Below are 16,418 nucleotides of genomic sequence, written 5' to 3' on the forward strand. Positions count from 1 at the left end.
GCGCTCCTCCTGCCGGCCGTAAGAAGCCCTTCACCGCCGCTGGTCCGGTACGGCGAGGACGGCACCGCCGGCGTGGGCGAGCAGGCCCCTGGTGACGGGGTGCACCGGGGCCGTCAGCACCCGGTCCACGGGACCGGCCTCGACCACACCCCCCGCGTCCAGGACGACGATCCGCTCCGCACACCGCGCGACGGCCGTCAGGTCGTGCGTCACCATCACGACCGTCACTCCGAGCGTCCGCCGCAGCGAGTGCAGCAGGTCCAGGACCCCGCTCGCCGTCTCCGGGTCCAGCGCGGAGGTGATCTCGTCGCAGACCAGGACGCGTGGCTCCGCGGCCAACGTCCGTGCCAGCGCGACGCGCTGGCGCTGACCTCCGGACAGCTCGCCCGGCCGGCGTGCCAGCACCGCCGCGTCCAGCCCGACCAGGCCGAGCAGCCGCAGGGCTTCGCGGGAGGCGTCCTCGGCGGAGCGGCGCCCCACCCCCCTGAGGGGGCGCGTGAGCGCGGCGCTCACGGACTCCCGGGGGTTGAGGGCGCCGCGGGCGTCCTGTGCGACGAGCTGCACCGCTGCCCCGCGCCCTCGGTCCGCGCCGTCCTCCCGCCACTCGACGCTCCCCCGCACGGGCCGGTGAAGCCCCGCCAGGCACCGGGCGAGGGTTGTCTTCCCCGAGCCCGAGGGGCCCACGACGGCGGTGCAGGAGCCTGCCGGGACGGTGAGGGAGATGCCGTGCAGCACGGGGGCACGGCCGTGGGCCGCGGCCAGCCCGCGCACGGACAGCCCTCCGTCGGAACCGGTACGCCGCGCGCTCTCCGAGCCGGGGCCGCCGGCCGGGGAACCCACGGACCGGGACGGGGCGGGCACCCGCGCCTGCGGCGGCCCGGCGCCGACGATCCGGCCTTCCTCCAGGCGGATCACTTCGTCCGCCACGGACCTGATCCACGCCGGGTCGTGGCTGACCAGCACCGCGGCGCGGTCCCCGTCGGACAGGACGTCGGCCAGCAGGCCGCGCATGCCTTCCGCCAGGACCGTGTCCAGGCCGCTGGTGGGCTCGTCGAGGACCAGCAGGCCGGGCGTACCCGCCAGCGCGAGGGCGAGGGCGACACGTTGGGCCTGCCCTCCCGACACCTGCCGCGGCAGCCGTCGCCGGAACTCCCGGTCGGCCGGCAGCCGCACGGACAGCAGCAGTTCCTCGACGCGCGCACGGACCTCGTGCGCACGCTTCGCGGACGAGCGCAGGCGCACCGCCTCGGCGATCTGCGTGCCGATCCGGAGCACCGGGTTGAGCGAGGAGGCGGGGTCCTGCCCCAGGTACGACACCACTCGCCCCCGCAGCCTGCGGGCGTCGGCGCGGTCGAACGGGTCGAGGCCGGCCACCCGGACGGTCCCGGCACGGACCTCCAGGCCGGGGCGGACATGGCCGAGCAGGCTGTACGCCAGGCTGCTCTTGCCGGATCCCGACCTGCCCACGATCCCCAGCACCCGCCCGCGCGGCACCGAGAGGGAGGCGTCGTGCAGGACGGGCGGGCCGCCGGCCACCGGGCCGAGGGTCAGCCCGCCGATCTCGGCGAGCGGGTTCGCCCCCGCCGGGCGGGCGGGCACGTGGCCGGTCATGCGGCTCCCCTTCCCACCGTGTCCGCCAGTCGTCCGGCCAGCAGGCCGACGCAGACGGACAGCAGTACGAGCAGCAGGGCCGGGGCGAGGAACGGCGTGGCGGCCAGAGTCGCCCCGGGGACGTTCTCGCTCACCATGCGCCCCCAGTCGGGCTCCGCTCCCGCCTGCCCCAGGCCGAGGAAGCCCGCGGTGGCGGTGAGGTGCAACGAGGCGACCAGGCGCAGCGCGGTGTCCATGAGGGCGGGCCCGGCGATGTTGGGCAGCACGTCGTGGCGCAGCACGGCCCGCCGGGTGTCGCCCCGGGCCAGGGCGGCCTCGACGTAGCCGCTGTTCAGGACCGTGTCCGCCGCGGCACGCAGCACCCGCGTGGAGAAGGGGGCGGTGGCCAGCCCGACGGCCGTCACGAGTGCCGCGTCGCTGCCGGGGAATCCGGCGGCCAGGACGAGGACCACCAGGAGGGCGGGGAGGACGGCCAGGGCGTCCACGCAACGGACCAGCAGGTCGCCCAGCCGACGGGAGACCATGGCCGCCAGGACGCCGGCGGTCAGCCCGACGGTTCCGGCCGCCGCCGTTCCCGCCAGCGCGGTGAGGACGATGGTCCGGCCGCCGCTGAGCACCCGGCTCGCCACGTCCCTGCCCAGCACGTCGGTGCCGAGGAGGAACTGTCCGTCGGGCTGCTGGAAGGGGGCCGCGAGCTGCGCGGTGGGGCTGTGCGGCGCGGCCAGCGGACCCAGCAGGGCGAGGAGGAGCACGAGCAGGGTGGCCGTCCCGGTCAGCAGCGGCGGCCGGCGGCGCCCGGGCGTGCCGGGACGGCCCGGGCCTGCCCGCCTCCGCGGTGGTGTCAGAACCGTCGTCATCGGCCGTGCCCCTCCCGTGCCCCCAGCAGACGCGCGCAGATGTCACCCAGCAGCAGCACCACGAGCATCACCGCGACCAGGGCGGTGGCGATGCCCTGAACCATCGGTACGTCCCGTGCCGCGACGGCCAGTTGCAGCTCCCGGCCGATGCCCGGGTAGTCGAAGACGTTCTCCACCACCACCGCGGAGCCGACCAGCGCCCCCGTGGTGAGGGTGAGCGCCTGGACGGCCGGTCCGGCGGCGTTGGGCAGGATGTGCCGCACCGCGAGCCGCACGCCGCGCACGCCGTTGAGCCGTGCGGCTTCGCAGTACGGTGTGGCCGCGGTGTCCGCGACGGAGGCCCGCAACAGCCTGGTGGCCACCGCGAGCCCGACCGCGCTGAGCGTCAGTACGGGCAGGACCAGCGCGTGCGGGACGTCGAGCGGCGTACCTCCCAGGGGGATGAGGGAGACGCGTGGGAGGACCTCCAGCCATACCGCCAGTACCGCGACGAGCAGTGCGGCGATGACGAACTCCGGTACGGCGGCCAGTATCTGGGCGGTCGTCGACACGACGCGGTCGGCTCCGCCGCCGCGCAGACCCGTCCACAGGCCCAGCAGCGCGGCGAGCGGCGCCGTGACCGCGAGGGTGAGTCCGGCCAGGAGCAGGCTGTTGGGCAGGCGGGTGGCGATGACCTCGGCAACCTGCCTCTCCCCCACGAAACCACGGCCCAGATCCCCCCGGACCGCGCTCGCCGCCCAGTCCGCGTACCGCTCGGCGGCGGGCCGGTCCAGCCCCAGTTCGGTCCGGACCGCGGCACGTCGGGCCTCGGACGCGTCCACGCCGGCGACCGCGCTGACGGCGTCTCCGGGCAGGACCGCCGTGGCCGCGAAGACCGCGGCCGACAGCAGCACGAGCAGGACGGCGGCCCCCGCGACGCGACGGGCGGCGAAGGCGAGCAGGTTCACGCCAGCGACGCCCGGGAGAAGCCGGGGAACTGTTCGAAGAGGTCTTCCCGTATCCCGTCGACGCCCTTGGCCTGGGCGTTCAGGTTCGGCTTGAACACCGGCAGCACCTGGTTGCCCTCTTCCCAACGCGTTCGCTGGGCCTGCGTACCCAGCTTCTTCGCCCGCGCCCGGTCGCTCTCGGCGCGGGCCTTCGCCACGAGGGCGTCGGTCTCGGGCTTCTTCCAGCCGAACGCCGAGGGCGATCCGCCCGCCGTGTTCATCTGGTAGGCCGACAGCGCGGGGATGGGCATCTGGTACGAACCGGCCAGGGGCAACGCCGTGTACGCGGGGAAGTCGGCGTAGAGCTGGCCCGCGGGCAGTTCCCGGACCGACGCCCGCACACCGATCTTCTTCAGGTCCTCGACGTAGAGGGCGGCCATCTCCACCATGCCCGGCGTCTCGGGCCCGGTGGTCAGCTCGACCTTCATCCCGTCGGCGCCGGCCTCCTCGAGGAGTGCGCGGGCCCGCTCCGGATCGTGGGCGCGCTGGGGGACGCCGTCGGCGTAGTCGGGAAAACCGACGGAGGGCAGGTCGTTGCCGGTCTCGGCGTTGCCGTAGAACACGGTCCTCACCATGGCCTCGCGGTCGACCGCGAGTTTGAACGCCTCCCTCACCCGGGGGTCGTCGAAGGGCTTGGCGCTCATGTTCATCTGGAAGGAGAGACCGACCAGGTAAGGGCTCCGCGTGGGGGCGAGTTCGACCTTCGCGCTGTCCGCGAGCGTGCGCGCGGTGACCGGCGAGAGGTCGTGGGCGAAGTCGATCTCGCCGCCGGTGAGCGCCCCCGCCCTGGCCGTCGAGTCCGCGATCGACCGCAGCTCCAGCCCGTCGAGGTGGGGCACGTGGCCGTAGTGGTCGTCGTAGCGCTCGAACGCCGAACCCTGGCCGGCCGTGAACTCGGTGAGCCGGAAGGGGCCGCAGCTGGGCATGCCCTCGCGGAAGTCCCTGGTGCCGTCCTTGACGACCAGGAAGTTGCCCTGGCACAGGATCAGCCGGCCGTCGGCGATGGGCCGCAGGGTGGGCAGTACGACCTTCAGGTCCCCGTCGGCCCTGGCGCGCGCGAGGTCGAAGTTGGCGGCGGCGAGCCGGTACACGGGCAGTTTGCTCTTGGCCGCGAGGGCGCTGAGCGAGTGCAGGATGTCGGCGGAGGTCAGCTCGGAGCCGTCGGTGAACCGGACGCCGGGGCGCACGTGCAGCGTGTAGGCCGACAGGTCGTCGGAGACGTCGATCCCCTTGAGCACGCCGTAGCGCACCCCGTCGGGACCGCCGGGGTCGAGGTTGCCCAGGGTCCCGTGCCATGCCCGGGCACGCACGAGGTCCAGTGCGGAAGGGCCGTTGAAGAAGTCGAGCGTCTCGGAGGCTCCGCCGCCGACGAAGGCGGCCCGCAGCGTGCCGCCCGAGCGGGGCGAGGAACCGGATCCCGCCTTGCTGTCGGAGCCGGGCTCGTCGGTGGAGCACGCCGCCAGCAGGCCGGGTCCCACCGCCAGAGCCGCGGCGCCCGCCGCGCCGCGACGGAGGAAGGCACGGCGATCGATCTGTCTGGACATGCTTCTCCTTGACGTTCTGCTGAGCGGTACCGGGCACCGGAAGAGGTTCGCGGCGCCACTGCGGGCTACCGAAGGGTGATGGCTCCGGACGGGCAGGCCCGTACGGCGTCGCGTACGGCGTCCGACCGGGACGCCGACGGAGTCACGGTGAGGACGCGCACGAGCCCGTCGTCCTCGTCCTGGTCGAAGACGGCCGGCGCGGCGAGCACACACTGCCCCGCCCCGACGCACCGGTCCCGATCGACGTCGACTCCCCCTGTTGCGAAAGCTTGGTCTGCCGAGGTCATGAGGGCCCCTCCCCTGCGGCCGCACACGCGGCCGACAATGCGGCAGTCAGACGGTAATAGGAAACGACTTCCATATTCAACTAGCCTGGCGCCGCACATCGGCACCGGCGGCCACGACATGCGCCCGCCGGCGAGCCCTCCTTGAAGGTTGTATGGAAATGATTACCATGTGCGTCATCTCGGCACACCAAGTGCGGCGTCCCGCCCACGAGATGACGGTCCGCCGGCAGGGAGAGACCTTCGGCCGGCGCCCGACACGCAGCCAACCGGCCCCACTCCACGGGAGGTGGGCGTCCTGCGCGACGCACCGACAACACAGTCACCAGCGCCATGGCGTCCGACGCGGCAACGGAAGGCGGTGCTGAGCGCCCTGCACGACCGCGCCGGCTTCACCTCGGCCCAGGAACTGCACGAGGCGCTCGAGGCCGAGGGCGTCACGATCGGCCTGACCACGGTGTACCGGACCCTTCACACCCTCGACCGCCTGGGACAGGTCGACGTCGTACGGGAGAGGACCGGGGAACGGCTGTACCGCCCCCGGCCCACAGACGGACACCGCCACTATCTCGTCTGCCGCGACTGCGGCCACAGCGCCGCCGTGGAGGCGGACGCGGTGGAGCGCTGGGCGGAAGACGTCGCCCGGAGCACGGGATTCGCCGAGGTCGAGCACACCGTGGAACTGACCGGCGTCTGCCACCACTGCCGCGCCACCGCCTGAGCACCCCGGTCGCACGGTCCGCGCGGCGAGCAGGGCGATGAAAACGATTGTCATCGTGCTACGGTCGTCGCACGCTCAACCATTGACCGGCCCTTTACCCGGAGTGACCCGTGCGCGTCCCTGCCCGTCTCCTGCCTCTCCCGGCGGCACTCGCCGCCTCCGCCCTGCTCACCGGCTGCTTCGCGTCCACGGAGGCCACCGGCGCCGACGCGGGCGAGCGCATCCGTGTGGCGATGATGCAGCCGCCGCGTTCGGGCCTGTCCCCGCTCTCCGACGACGCCTTCAAGCTGTCGCGCTGGTCGACGGCGGAGACGCTCGTGAAGCTGGACGCGGACGGCGACGCCGAGCCCGCGCTCGCCACCGGGTGGAAGCAGTCCGGCCGGAGCTGGACCTTCACCCTCCGCGAAGGTGTCACCTTCCACGACGGCACCGAGCTGACCGCCGAGGCCGTGGTCCGTTCCCTCACCCGGGCCGCGGGCGCCTCCCCCAAGCCCCGCATCCTCGACGGCGTCGAGCTGACCGTGAAGGCGGGCCAGGCCGGCACCGTGGTCGTCACCACCGCCGAGGAGGACCCCCTGGTCCCGCAGCGGCTCAGCTCCCCGCAGCTGTCGATCCTCGCGGCGAAGGCGTACCGGGGGAAGACGGTGAACCCGGTCGGCGCCGGCACCGGCCCCTTCGAGCTGACCGAGGTCAACGGCACGTCCTCCGCCGCCCTCGACCGCTACGACGACTACTGGGGCGGTACGGCCAAGGCTCCCGGCATCGACGTGACGTTCGTGCCGGACGGCACCGCCCGCGCCGCCGCCCTGCGCAGCGGCGAGGCCGACATAGTCGAGGCGGTGCCCGTCTCGCAGGCCGCGCTGCTGGACGAGGAGCTGATCACCGAAGTCCCGATGCCGCGCACCAACACCCTGTACCTCAACACGGAGAAGGGCGCCTTCAAGGACCCGGCGCTGCGGGCCGCGGCCCGGGAGGCGATCGACGCCGAGTCGATCGTGAAGGGCGTGTACGAGGGCAGGGCGGACGTGGCCGAGGGGCTGCTCGGGCCCGCGCTGCCGTGGGCGGCCGGCCTGCGCGAGCCGGTGCGGCGCGCGGAGGCGGGCGATCCGGCGGGCCGGGCCGTCACCATCGGCACGTTCACCGACCGGGCCGAGCTGCCCGAGGTGGCCGCCGCGCTGCAACAGCAGCTGGAGAAGGCCGGGTTCCGGGTGAAGCTGGAGGTCCGCGAGTACGCCAACATCGAGTCCGACGCCCTGGCGGGCGCGTTCGACGCGTTCATCCTCTCCCGGGCCACCGTGCTCGACTCCGGCGACCCGGCCGCGTACCTCTACAGCGACTTCGCCTCCGACGGCTCCTTCAACATCTCCCAGCTCGCCGACCCGGCTGTGGACAAGGCCCTGCACAAGGCGGGCGCCACGCCGACGGGTGACGCCCGCCGACAGGCGGTCGTCGAGGCCGAGGCCGCCGTGCTCGCCACCGACGCGGCCGTGCCCATGCTCCACGAGCGCGTGATCCAGGGCGACGCCGCCGACGTCGTCGGCGCGGCCCACGACCCGCGCGAGCGGGAGCTGGTCACGCTCGACACGCACGTCAAGTGAGGCGGTTCGCAGCGGGGGCGACCCGCGCCGTCTCCCTGCTCGCCGTGCTGGCCGCCGTCGGCCTGCTGCCCTGGCTCTCCGGCCGGGACCCGGCCCTGACCGTGCTGCGCGCCCGGTCCGCCGAGCAGGAGCCGACCGAGGAGGCGCTGTCCGCGATCCGCCGGGACCTGGGACTGGACGCCGGACCGCTCTCCCTGCTCGGCGACTGGGCGGCCGGGCTGGTCCGTGGCGACCTCGGCACGTCGTGGGTGTCGGGGACGGACATCCTGCCGTCGGTCGTCTCCGGGCTCCAGGTGTCGCTGGGCCTGATGGCCGCCGCGCTGACCGTGGCGGTGCTGCTGGCCGTGGCGTTGGTGACACCCGTACTGGTGCGGGGGCGGGAGTCGGCCGGGGCGTTCGCCGCCATGGCCGCCGCCGTGCCCGAGTTCCTCCTGGCCACCGTGGCGCTGCTGGTGTGCGGAGTGTGGCTGGGGTGGCTGCCGACGTCCGGCTGGCAGGGGCCCGAGTACATGGTCCTGCCGGCCCTCGCGCTCGGCGTCCCGGCGGGCGGCCTGCTCGGCCGGCTCGTCGCGGACGCGCTGCCCGCCGTGCTGGACGAACGGTGGGTGGAGCTGTGGCGGGGCGCGGGAGTGAGCCGTGCCCGGATCTCGGCCGCCGCCCTGCGCCGCGTGCTTCCGCCGCTGGTCCCGCAGTTCGGGATGGTCGCCGTCGGCCTGACGGGCGGCGCGGTCGCGGTGGAGGCCGTGTTCGCGGTGCCCGGCATCGGGCGTACCGCGCTGGGCGCGGCCAAGTCGCAGGACCTGCCGCTGCTCCAGGGCGCGGTCCTCGCCCTCCTCGCCCTGGGCCTGGTCACCGGCGCGCTGGCCGCCCTCGTACGGCGCCGACTGCTGGGCCCCGCCCTGCGCGACGCCGGGCTCGCGCTGCCCCCGGCCCGTCCGGTCCGGGCACACCCGGCGATTCCGGCCGTCCTCGCCGCCGTACTGCTGACGGCGATCGGCTGGGGCCTGCTGCGCGACCCGTACGCGGTGGACACCACGGCCCGGCTGGCGTCGCCCTCGTGGGCGTACCCGCTGGGCACCGACGGGCTCGGCCGGGACGTACTGGCCCGGCTCGGGCACGGGGCCGCCTCCACGGTCGGTACGGCGGCGGCCGTCTGCCTGCTGAGCCTGCTGGCCGGGCTGGCGCTCGGCTTCCTGCCCGGCGTCGCGGCGGGCGCGGCGGACATCGCCAACGCGCTGCCGCCCGTGATCGTCGGCATCCTGGTCGCGGCGGCGGCCGGCCCCGGAACCGGCGGCGCCGCCCTCGCCGTCGCGCTGATCTCCTGGCCGCCCCTGGCGGCGCACGCGGCGGCGCTGGTGCAGGAGGTGCGGGCGTCGGCGTTCCTGACCGCCCAACGCGCCATCGGGGCACCGCCGCTGTGGATCCTCACCCGGCACGTCCTGCCGTCCGTCGCGGCCCCGGTCGCACGCCATGCCCTGCTGCGCCTGCCCGGCATCGCCCTCGCCCTCGCCTCCCTGGGCTTCCTGGGCCTGGGCGCCCAGCCGCCCACCCCCGAGTGGGGGCTGCTCCTCGACGAGTCCCGCGCCTACATCGAACGCGCCCCCTGGGCCGCCCTCGCCCCGGCCGTGGCACTGGCCCTGCTGGCAGGTCTCGCCGTGTCGGGGGCGGCGTACGCGCAGGGCCGGTCAGCCCGGCGCGCGACCGGCCGCACCGTACGGAAGGAGACCGCCCATGTCGTCCGAGGCACTGCTGTCGGTGCGTGACCTGCGGGTCGCGTTCGGCCCCGTGGAGGCGGTCCGCAGACTGTCCTTCGACGTCCGGGCACGCGAGGTGTTCGCCCTCGTCGGGGAGTCGGGCGCGGGCAAGTCCCTCACCGCGCGGGCGCTGCTCGGCATGGTGCCGCGGGGCGCGACGACCGCCGGCAGCGTACGGTTGCGGGGCTCCGCCGATCTCGCCGCCGAACGCGGGCGCGGGATCACCCTCGTTCCGCAGGACGCCCTGTCCGCGCTCTCCCCCGTCCACCCGGTGGGCGACCAGCTCGCCGCCGCCGTACGGTCGGTGCGGCGCCTGTCCCGCGGTCGGGCGCGCGCCGTGGCCGTGGCGGCGCTGGACCGGGTCGGCATCCCGGACGCCGCGCGCCGGGCGCGGGCCTACCCGCACGAGTACTCGGGCGGCATGCGGCAGCGCGCGGTGATCGCCATGGCGACGGTCAACGAGCCCGACGTCGTCGTCGCCGACGAACCGACCACCGCGCTGGACGAGGAGCGCCGCGAGCAGGTGCTGCGGGTGCTCGCGGAGCAGCGGGAGGCGGTCGGCGCCGCGCTGGTGCTCGTCACGCATGACCTGGAGGTCGTACGGGAACACGCGGACCGCGTCCTGGTGATGTACGCGGGCCGGGCGGCCGAGGTCGGCCCGGCCGGGCAGGTCCTCGGTCGCCCGCGCGCCCCCTACACGGCGGGCCTGCTGGCCTCGCTCCCGCAGGACGGCCCCCGGCGCCACCGGTTGCCGGCGCTCCCCGGCACCCCGCCCGCGCCGGACGCCCTCGGTCCGGGCTGCGCCTTCGCACCGCGCTGCCCCCTGGCGACGGCCGCGTGCCGCGACCACGAGCCCGAGGCGCGGGCCGTGGACGGACGCCTGGTCGCCTGCCATCACGCCGATGACCTGTCCGACCCTCTCAGGGAGTTCGTGTGAACAGCCCCTTGCTGGACGTCCGCGACCTCGTCGTCCGCTACGGCCCGGTGACCGCCGTGGACCGTCTCTCGTTCACGCTGGACGCGGGTGAGACCCTCGCCCTCAACGGCCCCTCGGGCTGCGGCAAGTCCTCCACGGCCCTCGCGGTGCTCCGGCTGCGCCGGCCCGACGGCGGGAAGGTCCGTTTCGAGGGCCGGGAGCTGACGACCCTGACGGAACGGGAACTGCGCCCGCTGCGCCCGCGCATGCAGCCGGTCTTCCAGGACCCCTACGGCTCCCTGAGCCCTCGCCACCGCATCCGCGACGCGGTGGCCGAGCCGCTCAAGGTCCAGGGCACCTGGAACCGAACCGACGGTCCCGCCCGCGTGGCCGAACTGCTCGACCGGGTCGGCCTCGACCCGTCGTACGGAGACCGGCGCCCGCACGAACTCTCCGGAGGCCAGTGCCAACGGGCCGGAATCGCCCGCGCCCTGGCCTCCCGGCCGCGACTGCTCGTCCTCGACGAGCCGGTGTCGGCGCTCGACGCGTCCGTGCGGGCCGGCGTGCTGAACCTGCTCTCCGACCTGCAGGACGACCTGGGCCTCGGCTACCTGTTCATCTGCCACGACCGTGCGGTGGTACGGCACTTCGCGGACCGGGTGGTCGAGATGCGGGACGGACGCGCCGTCCCCGCCTGACGTCCGCGACGGGAATCGGGCCGGCGCGCACCGGTGACCGTGCACGCCGTTCAGCGCAGCTTGACGGACCCGCCGTCGGCCATCACCGTCCGCCCGGTCATGTACCGCGCGTCGTCGCCGGCGAGGAAGGCGACGACGGGGGCGACGTCCCGGTCGGGGTCGCCGAAACGGCCCAGCGGCACCATGGCCGCGGACTGGGCGTACTGCTCGGGGCGGGCCTCGGCCCACTGGGCGACGCCGGGCGTCAGGGCCATCGGGCAGACCACGTTGACCCGGATGTTGAAGGGGGCCCATTCGTTGGCGGCCACCCGGCTCAGACCTCGGATCGCTTCCTTCGCCGCCGCGTACGACGCCTGGTTCGGCTGCCCGTTCAGACCCGCGCCGGAGCCGAAGTTGATGACGGAGGCGTTGCCGGTCTTCTTCAGCTCCGGCAGGGCGGCCAGCATGAAGTTGCGGGTCGCGTACAGGCCGGTGTCCATCGCGAGGGCCCAGTCGTCGTCCGTCTGCTCCTCGAACGGCTTCTGCCGCGACACGCTCGCGTTGTTCACCAGTACGTCCAGGGAGCCGAACCGCTCGACGGCGGTGGCCACGGCGGTGTCGGCGACCTTCCGGTCGGCCACGTCGCCCCGCAGGAAGACGACGGCGTCGCCCAGCTCCTCGGCGATCGCCTGCCCGGCCTCCTCCTGGAGGTCGACGACGACCCGGGCGCCACGGGCGACGAACAGCCGCGTGATGGTGCCGCCGATCTGGGACCGCCCAGCTGATCGAGGCCGCGGGGCGGAGTGCCGAACGGACCCAGCTGTTCCTCACCCTGATGATCGAGTTCAACCACGGCATCGAGCAGTTGGAGGGGCGCGCGTGGGCCCGCGCCGGAGGGACGGACACCCGTCCGTCGGGTGACGGCGCACCGCAGTGATCGCGAGCGTCGCCGACGCCGCGCGGGCATGACCTGACCATGCCGGGCAAAGGGCCGACAGCGAATCGACAGCCGTGTTTTACGCCCGTCCGACCGCCGACGCGACAGCATCTCGGCACGGTCTGAACAGCATGTGCCCCTGGGCCGTACCTCTCGGCAGATCATCACGCATCCACCCGGAAGGAACCCCAGCATGACCAGCGCACCGTTTCACCCCGCGGGACCGGCCCGTCGTACCGTCGTGGCGGCGGCCGGAGCGGCGGGGCTCGCCGTCGCGCTGACGGCGTGCTCGGGCTCGGACGACGACGCGTCGGGCGACACCGGTAGCGCCGGCTCGCCGCCCGCCTCCCAGGACGCGGGCGGTGGGGAGTCGGGCGGCGGGGAGGAGGCCGGGGCCGCGCTCGCGGCGACCGCCGACATCCCCGAGGGCGGCGGGAAGGTCTTCGCCGACCGCAAGGTGGTGGTCACCCAGCCGACGGCGGGCGAGTTCAAGGCGTTCTCCGCCACATGCACGCACCAGGGGTGCGCCGTGAAGAGCGTGGCCGACGGCGTCATCAACTGCCCCTGTCACAACAGCAACTTCTCGATCACCGACGGCAGCGTGCAGGGCGGTCCGGCGACCAAGCCGCTGCCGGCCGTGCGGATCACGGTCAGCGGGGACTCTATCCGGCTGACCGGATGACCGCCGCTCAGCGCCGGGGCCGGAAGATCATGATGACGCCCGGTGAGCTGGACGCCTTCCTCACCACCCAGCGCACCTGCCGCGTCGCCACGGTCTCGGCCGACGGCACCCCGCACGTGAGCACGCTCTGGTTCGCCTGGGACGGCTCCTCCATGTGGCTGTACTCGGTCGTGCGCAGCCGGCGCTGGGCGGACCTGCGCCGCGATCCCCGGGTGGCGATCGTGGTCGACACCGGCGAGGAGTACGACGAGTTGCGGGGCGCGGAGCTGTCCGGCCGGGTGACGTTCGTGGGCGAGGCGCCGCGCACGGGCGGGCTGTGCGCCGAACTCGACTTCCCGGAGACGCTGTTCGCCCGCAAGAACTTCCGCCTGGAGGAGATGCCGCACGACGGCCGTCACGCCTGGCTGCGGCTGACGCCGGAGAAGGTCGTCTCCTGGGACTTCCGCAAACTGGCGTCACGGTAGGGCCCGGCAGTTCCCGCGCGGCGCCCCTCAGCCGAGCCCTTCCGCCGCCGTCCGCAGCGCCTGAACCGCCGCCCTGATCGACGGGCGGCGGTCGGCGTCCGCGCGCCAGACGACGTACACGTGCCGGCGCACCCGCTGCCTGAGCGGCACGGTGAGGACTCCCTCGGGCATCGGATGGCGGCCGAGCAGCGGGGCGATGCACACGCCGAGCCCCGCGGCGACCAGGCCGAGCTGGGTGTGGGTCTCGGCGGCCCGGTGGCCGATGATCGGCTCGATGCCCTTCGAGCGCAGGGTGAACATGAGCCACTCGTGGCAGAACTCGCCCTCTCCCCACGTGATCCACTCGTCCTCGGCGAACTCTGCGAGGTCCACCTCGTCCCGGCCCGCGAGCGGGTGGCCGACCGGCATGGCCACGTCGGCGGGGTCGTCCAGGAGCGGTGCCTTGACCAGACCGTCGGGCAGCGGCATCGGCTTGTTGTACCAGTCGAGCACGACGGCCAGGTCGAGGTCGCCGCGCACCACGCCGCTGACGCCGCGTTCCGGTTCCAGCTCGCACGAGCGGATGCGCAGCGCGGAATGCTCGGCCCGCAGGGCGGCCAGCGCCGTGGGGAACAGTCCCCGGGCGGCCGTCGGGAACGCCGACAGCCGTAGCTCGCCCGCCACCTGGCCCCGCTGCGCCTCCAGGTCGGCCTGGGCCAGCTCGACCTGGGAGAGGATGCGCGCCGCGTGCTCGGCGAGCAGCCGGCCCGCGTCCGTGAGCCGTACGCCGCGCCCGTTCTTGGCGAGCAGCCGCTGTCCGGCCTCGCGCTCCAGTTTGGCCAACTGCTGGGAGACGGCGGAGGTGGTGATGTGCAGTCCCGCCGCGGCGCCGCTGACCGATCCGTGCCGGGCCAGGGCGTCGAGGGTGCGCAGGCGCTCCAGGTTCAACATGTAAGCGATGCTACGAGATATCCGGTGGGAAATCTCGATTGTGCTACGAGGACGGCTGCACCATCGTTGACCGCATGAGCAGCGGTGTCACCTCCTCCCCCGCAGTCCGGCGCGCCGTCGACTGGCGGCTGCGTTTCGGGCTCCTCTCCCTCGTCTGGGGCTTCAGCTTCCTCTTCATGAAGGTGGGTACCGAGGCGTTCGCCCCGTTCCAGGTCACGCTGGGGCGACTGGTGTCCGGTACGGCGGTGGTGGCCGTGGCGATGGCGGTGAAACGGGAGCGACTGCCGCGCGGGGTGTGGACCTGGGCGCATCTGGCGGTCGCCGGGTTCCTGTTGAACGCGCTGCCGTTCTCCCTGTTCGCCTTCTCCGAGCTGACCATCCCGTCGTCCCTCGCGGGCATCTGCAACGCGACGTCGCCGCTGTGGGGCATGGCCCTCTCGCTGGTCGCCCTGTCGGAGGACCGGCCGACCCGGCGCCGGGTGGCGGGCCTGGGCATCGGCTTCCTCGGCGTCCTCACGGTGCTGGGTGTCTGGCAGGGCTTCCACGGGCTGGACGTCACGGGCACGGCGCTGGCGCTGCTGGCCTCGCTCAGCTATCCGGTCGGCTGGATCTACGTGCGCCGCACGCTGGCCGGCTCCAGCCACTCCCACCTTTCCCTGACCGGCGCCCAACTGGGACTCGCCACGCTCCAACTGGCGGTCGTGACACCGCTGTTCACGACCATGCCGACCCGGTTCCCGGTCATGCCCCTGCTGGCGGTCGCGGCGCTGGGCACCCTGGGCACCGGGCTCGCCTTCCTGATCCAGTACGACCTGGTCGCCGAGATCGGTCCGACGACGGCCCAGATGGTCACGTACTTCACGCCCGTCATCGCCACGGCCGCGGGCGTCGTGCTCCTCGGCGAGTCCCTGTCCTGGTCGACGCCGGTCGGCGCGGTGATCGTCCTGGCGGGCGCCGCGCTGACCCAGGCGCGGCCGAGGCGGGCGACGGACACCGGGGAGCGGGCCGGGCGGACGCGGGAGCGTCGGAAGGCGTTGACGTAGACGGGCCGGACACGGCGACCTGCCCGGGACGGAACGAGCCGCCCCACGCGTCAGGCCCGGTTGCGCAGCCACCCCGCGCCCGGCCCCAGCGCCGACGCGACCGCGTCCGCCAGCGGCTCGACGTCCCCCTCCCCGAGCGTCGATACGGTGATCCGGACACCGGGCGGCGCGCTCACGCGGAAGCGCGCGCCGGGGGCGACGGCCCAGCCGGCCTGCAGCAGCCGGGCGACGGCGCCGGTCTCGTCCGGCACCGGGATCCACACGTTCATGCCGCTGCGCCCGTACGCGGCGATGTCCCGGTCGGCGAGCGCGCCGAGCAGCGCGTCCCGGCGTCGTCCGTACGCCGCCGCCACGGCGGGCGTGTCCACCGAGCCGTCGGCCCACAGCCGGGCCACGGCACGCTGGGTGATGCGGCTGACCCAGCCGGGGCCCAGGCCCTGCCGCCCGCGCACCCGGTCGAGCGTGACGGCGTCCCCGGTGAGCACCGCGAGACGCAGGTCGGGCCCGTAGGCCTTGGCGGCGGAGCGGACGAGGGCCCAGTGGTGCGTCGTGCCGGCGAGGGGGTGCAGGGGGAGGTCGACGATGCGGTGGCCGTGGTCGTCCTCGATCAGCAGGGTCCGCGGGTGCTCGCGGAGCACCGCACGCAGGGCGCGGGCGCGTGCGGCGCTCACCGCGGCGCCCGTCGGGTTCTGCGCGCGGTCCGTGACGACCAGGGCGCGGGCGCCGGCCGTCAGGGCCCGGTGCACGTCGTCGGTCAGCGGCCCCTCGTCGTCGACGCCGACGGCGACCGTGCGCAGGCCGAGCGCGGGGACGAGGTCGAGGAGGCTGCCCCAGCCCGGGTCCTCGACGGCGACGGCGTCACCCGGCCTCAGGTGGGCCGCCAGGACCCGCTCCATGGCGTCCAGCGACCCGGACGTGACGGCCACGGGCCCGTCCGGCACCCCGTCGGCGTCGAGTTCAGCGCGCGCGAGGCGCACCAGGTCCGCCTCCACGGGCGCGCTCCCGTACAGCACCGGCTCCCGGTCGCCCTGCTCGGCCGCCGCGGCGAACGCCGGGCCCAGCGCGGGCAGCAGCGCCGGGTCCGGGTTGCCGTCGGAGACGTCCCGCACGCCCTCCGGCACGTCGACCCGGATGAACTCGCGTCCGGTGGTGGCCGGCTTCGCGCGCACTCTGCTGCCCCGGCGGCCGGCCGTCTCGATGACCCCGCGCTCGCGCAGGGTGCGGTAGGCGGCGGCGACGGTGTTCGGGTTCACGCCCAGCCGCTCGGCCAACTCCCGCATCGGCGGCAGCGGTTGCCCCGGCTCCAGCTCCCCGGAGCCCACCGCACGCTCGACGCTCGCGGAAATCTCCGCTGCGCCCCGCCCTGTGATCCGATACTCTCCTAGCACAAAGCCAATTATGCACTAGTACAATG

The 16,418-nt window shown here is 74.4% G+C and carries 16 protein-coding genes; 8 read left to right on the top strand and 8 right to left on the bottom strand.

All coding sequences use genetic code 11. The features are described 5' to 3' along the window. Nucleotides 1–30: 30 nt before the first annotated feature. From ACLIN4_RS05530 to ACLIN4_RS05550, 5 genes are all read right to left on the bottom strand, one after another. Nucleotides 31–1,611, bottom strand: coding sequence for an ABC transporter ATP-binding protein (locus ACLIN4_RS05530; protein WP_411575548.1), 1,581 nt, complete (start codon nt 1,609–1,611; stop codon nt 31–33). Next, nucleotides 1,608–2,468 (bottom strand): ABC transporter permease, encoded by an 861-nt coding sequence (locus ACLIN4_RS05535; protein WP_290013807.1) that lies wholly within the window; start codon nt 2,466–2,468, stop codon nt 1,608–1,610. Before ACLIN4_RS05535 ends, ACLIN4_RS05530 begins: the two co-directional genes overlap by 4 nt. Further along, nucleotides 2,465–3,415: an ABC transporter permease gene (locus ACLIN4_RS05540; protein ID WP_290013808.1), complete on the bottom strand. Its 951-nt coding sequence runs from the start codon at nt 3,413–3,415 to the stop codon at nt 2,465–2,467. Before ACLIN4_RS05540 ends, ACLIN4_RS05535 begins: the two co-directional genes overlap by 4 nt. After that, nucleotides 3,412–4,998, bottom strand: coding sequence for an ABC transporter substrate-binding protein (locus ACLIN4_RS05545; RefSeq protein ID WP_289907828.1), 1,587 nt, complete (start codon nt 4,996–4,998; stop codon nt 3,412–3,414). Before ACLIN4_RS05545 ends, ACLIN4_RS05540 begins: the two co-directional genes overlap by 4 nt. 65 nt (nt 4,999–5,063) lie before the next feature. Further along, nucleotides 5,064–5,285 carry a ferredoxin gene (locus ACLIN4_RS05550; protein ID WP_107479625.1) on the bottom strand — a complete coding sequence of 74 codons (222 nt, stop codon included), beginning with the start codon at nt 5,283–5,285 and terminating at the stop codon, nt 5,064–5,066. Between the two features lie 286 nt (nt 5,286–5,571). Between ACLIN4_RS05550 and ACLIN4_RS05555 the strand changes: the two genes are divergently transcribed. The 5 genes from ACLIN4_RS05555 (at nt 5,572) to ACLIN4_RS05575 (ending at nt 10,969) form a co-directional block, all read left to right on the top strand. After that, the gene (locus ACLIN4_RS05555) at nt 5,572–6,003 is read left to right on the top strand and encodes a Fur family transcriptional regulator (protein ID WP_307653127.1); all 432 of its coding nucleotides are present in this window, start codon (nt 5,572–5,574) and stop codon (nt 6,001–6,003) included. 110 nt (nt 6,004–6,113) lie between these two features. After that, the gene (locus ACLIN4_RS05560; RefSeq protein ID WP_107479624.1) at nt 6,114–7,601 is read left to right on the top strand and encodes an ABC transporter substrate-binding protein; all 1,488 of its coding nucleotides are present in this window, start codon (nt 6,114–6,116) and stop codon (nt 7,599–7,601) included. Further along, nucleotides 7,598–9,364 carry an ABC transporter permease subunit gene (locus ACLIN4_RS05565; RefSeq protein WP_289907830.1) on the top strand — a complete coding sequence of 589 codons (1,767 nt, stop codon included), beginning with the start codon at nt 7,598–7,600 and terminating at the stop codon, nt 9,362–9,364. The genes ACLIN4_RS05560 and ACLIN4_RS05565 overlap by 4 nt, the downstream gene beginning before the upstream one ends. Beyond that, nucleotides 9,333–10,292, top strand: coding sequence for an ABC transporter ATP-binding protein (locus tag ACLIN4_RS05570; RefSeq protein WP_411575549.1), 960 nt, complete (start codon nt 9,333–9,335; stop codon nt 10,290–10,292). Before ACLIN4_RS05565 ends, ACLIN4_RS05570 begins: the two co-directional genes overlap by 32 nt. Beyond that, nucleotides 10,289–10,969, top strand: coding sequence for an ATP-binding cassette domain-containing protein (locus tag ACLIN4_RS05575; protein ID WP_107480529.1), 681 nt, complete (start codon nt 10,289–10,291; stop codon nt 10,967–10,969). The genes ACLIN4_RS05570 and ACLIN4_RS05575 overlap by 4 nt, the downstream gene beginning before the upstream one ends. 50 nt (nt 10,970–11,019) lie before the next feature. Here the strand turns inward: ACLIN4_RS05575 and ACLIN4_RS05580 are convergent, their stop codons facing one another. After that, nucleotides 11,020–11,715, bottom strand: coding sequence for an SDR family NAD(P)-dependent oxidoreductase (locus ACLIN4_RS05580; RefSeq protein ID WP_411576736.1), 696 nt, complete (start codon nt 11,713–11,715; stop codon nt 11,020–11,022). Between the two features lie 363 nt (nt 11,716–12,078). Between ACLIN4_RS05580 and ACLIN4_RS05585 the strand changes: the two genes are divergently transcribed. Together ACLIN4_RS05585 and ACLIN4_RS05590 are read left to right on the top strand one after the other, a co-directional pair. Next, the gene (locus ACLIN4_RS05585; protein WP_100044480.1) at nt 12,079–12,567 is read left to right on the top strand and encodes a Rieske (2Fe-2S) protein; all 489 of its coding nucleotides are present in this window, start codon (nt 12,079–12,081) and stop codon (nt 12,565–12,567) included. After that, nucleotides 12,564–13,031, top strand: a complete 468-nt coding sequence (locus ACLIN4_RS05590; protein WP_107477636.1) for a pyridoxamine 5'-phosphate oxidase family protein — start codon at nt 12,564–12,566, stop codon at nt 13,029–13,031. Before ACLIN4_RS05585 ends, ACLIN4_RS05590 begins: the two co-directional genes overlap by 4 nt. A gap of 27 nt (nt 13,032–13,058) precedes the next feature. On the opposite strand, the gene ACLIN4_RS05595 is transcribed toward ACLIN4_RS05590, so the two are convergent. Further along, nucleotides 13,059–13,961, bottom strand: a complete 903-nt coding sequence (locus ACLIN4_RS05595) for a LysR family transcriptional regulator (protein WP_107477635.1) — start codon at nt 13,959–13,961, stop codon at nt 13,059–13,061. Nucleotides 13,962–14,035: 74 nt separating this feature from the next. On the opposite strand from ACLIN4_RS05595, the gene ACLIN4_RS05600 reads away from it, so the two are divergent. Then, nucleotides 14,036–15,004 (top strand): DMT family transporter, encoded by a 969-nt coding sequence (locus tag ACLIN4_RS05600; RefSeq protein ID WP_381914460.1) that lies wholly within the window; start codon nt 14,036–14,038, stop codon nt 15,002–15,004. 50 nt (nt 15,005–15,054) lie between these two features. Here the strand turns inward: ACLIN4_RS05600 and ACLIN4_RS05605 are convergent, their stop codons facing one another. After that, on the bottom strand, nt 15,055–16,392 hold the full coding sequence (locus ACLIN4_RS05605) for an aminotransferase class I/II-fold pyridoxal phosphate-dependent enzyme (protein WP_100044477.1): 1,338 nt from the start codon (nt 16,390–16,392) through the stop codon (nt 15,055–15,057). Nucleotides 16,393–16,418: the final 26 nt, after the last annotated feature.

Source organism: Streptomyces mutabilis, assembly GCF_046628145.1.
Lineage (GTDB): Bacteria > Actinomycetota > Actinomycetes > Streptomycetales > Streptomycetaceae > Streptomyces > Streptomyces mutabilis.

Bases quoted from the DNA above. Each gene is read 5' to 3' on its own strand.
- ACLIN4_RS05530 (WP_411575548.1), bottom strand. From the start codon at position 1,611: ATGACCGGCCACGTGCCCGCCCGCCCGGCGGGGGCGAACCCGCTCGCC.
- ACLIN4_RS05535 (WP_290013807.1), bottom strand. From the start codon at position 2,468: ATGACGACGGTTCTGACACCACCGCGGAGGCGGGCAGGCCCGGGCCGT.
- ACLIN4_RS05545 (WP_289907828.1), bottom strand. From the start codon at position 4,998: ATGTCCAGACAGATCGATCGCCGTGCCTTCCTCCGTCGCGGCGCGGCG.
- ACLIN4_RS05550 (WP_107479625.1), bottom strand. From the start codon at position 5,285: ATGACCTCGGCAGACCAAGCTTTCGCAACAGGGGGAGTCGACGTCGAT.
- ACLIN4_RS05570 (WP_411575549.1), top strand. From the start codon at position 9,333: ATGTCGTCCGAGGCACTGCTGTCGGTGCGTGACCTGCGGGTCGCGTTC.
- ACLIN4_RS05585 (WP_100044480.1), top strand. From the start codon at position 12,079: ATGACCAGCGCACCGTTTCACCCCGCGGGACCGGCCCGTCGTACCGTC.
- ACLIN4_RS05590 (WP_107477636.1), top strand. From the start codon at position 12,564: ATGACCGCCGCTCAGCGCCGGGGCCGGAAGATCATGATGACGCCCGGT.
- ACLIN4_RS05595 (WP_107477635.1), bottom strand. From the start codon at position 13,961: ATGTTGAACCTGGAGCGCCTGCGCACCCTCGACGCCCTGGCCCGGCAC.
- ACLIN4_RS05600 (WP_381914460.1), top strand. From the start codon at position 14,036: ATGAGCAGCGGTGTCACCTCCTCCCCCGCAGTCCGGCGCGCCGTCGAC.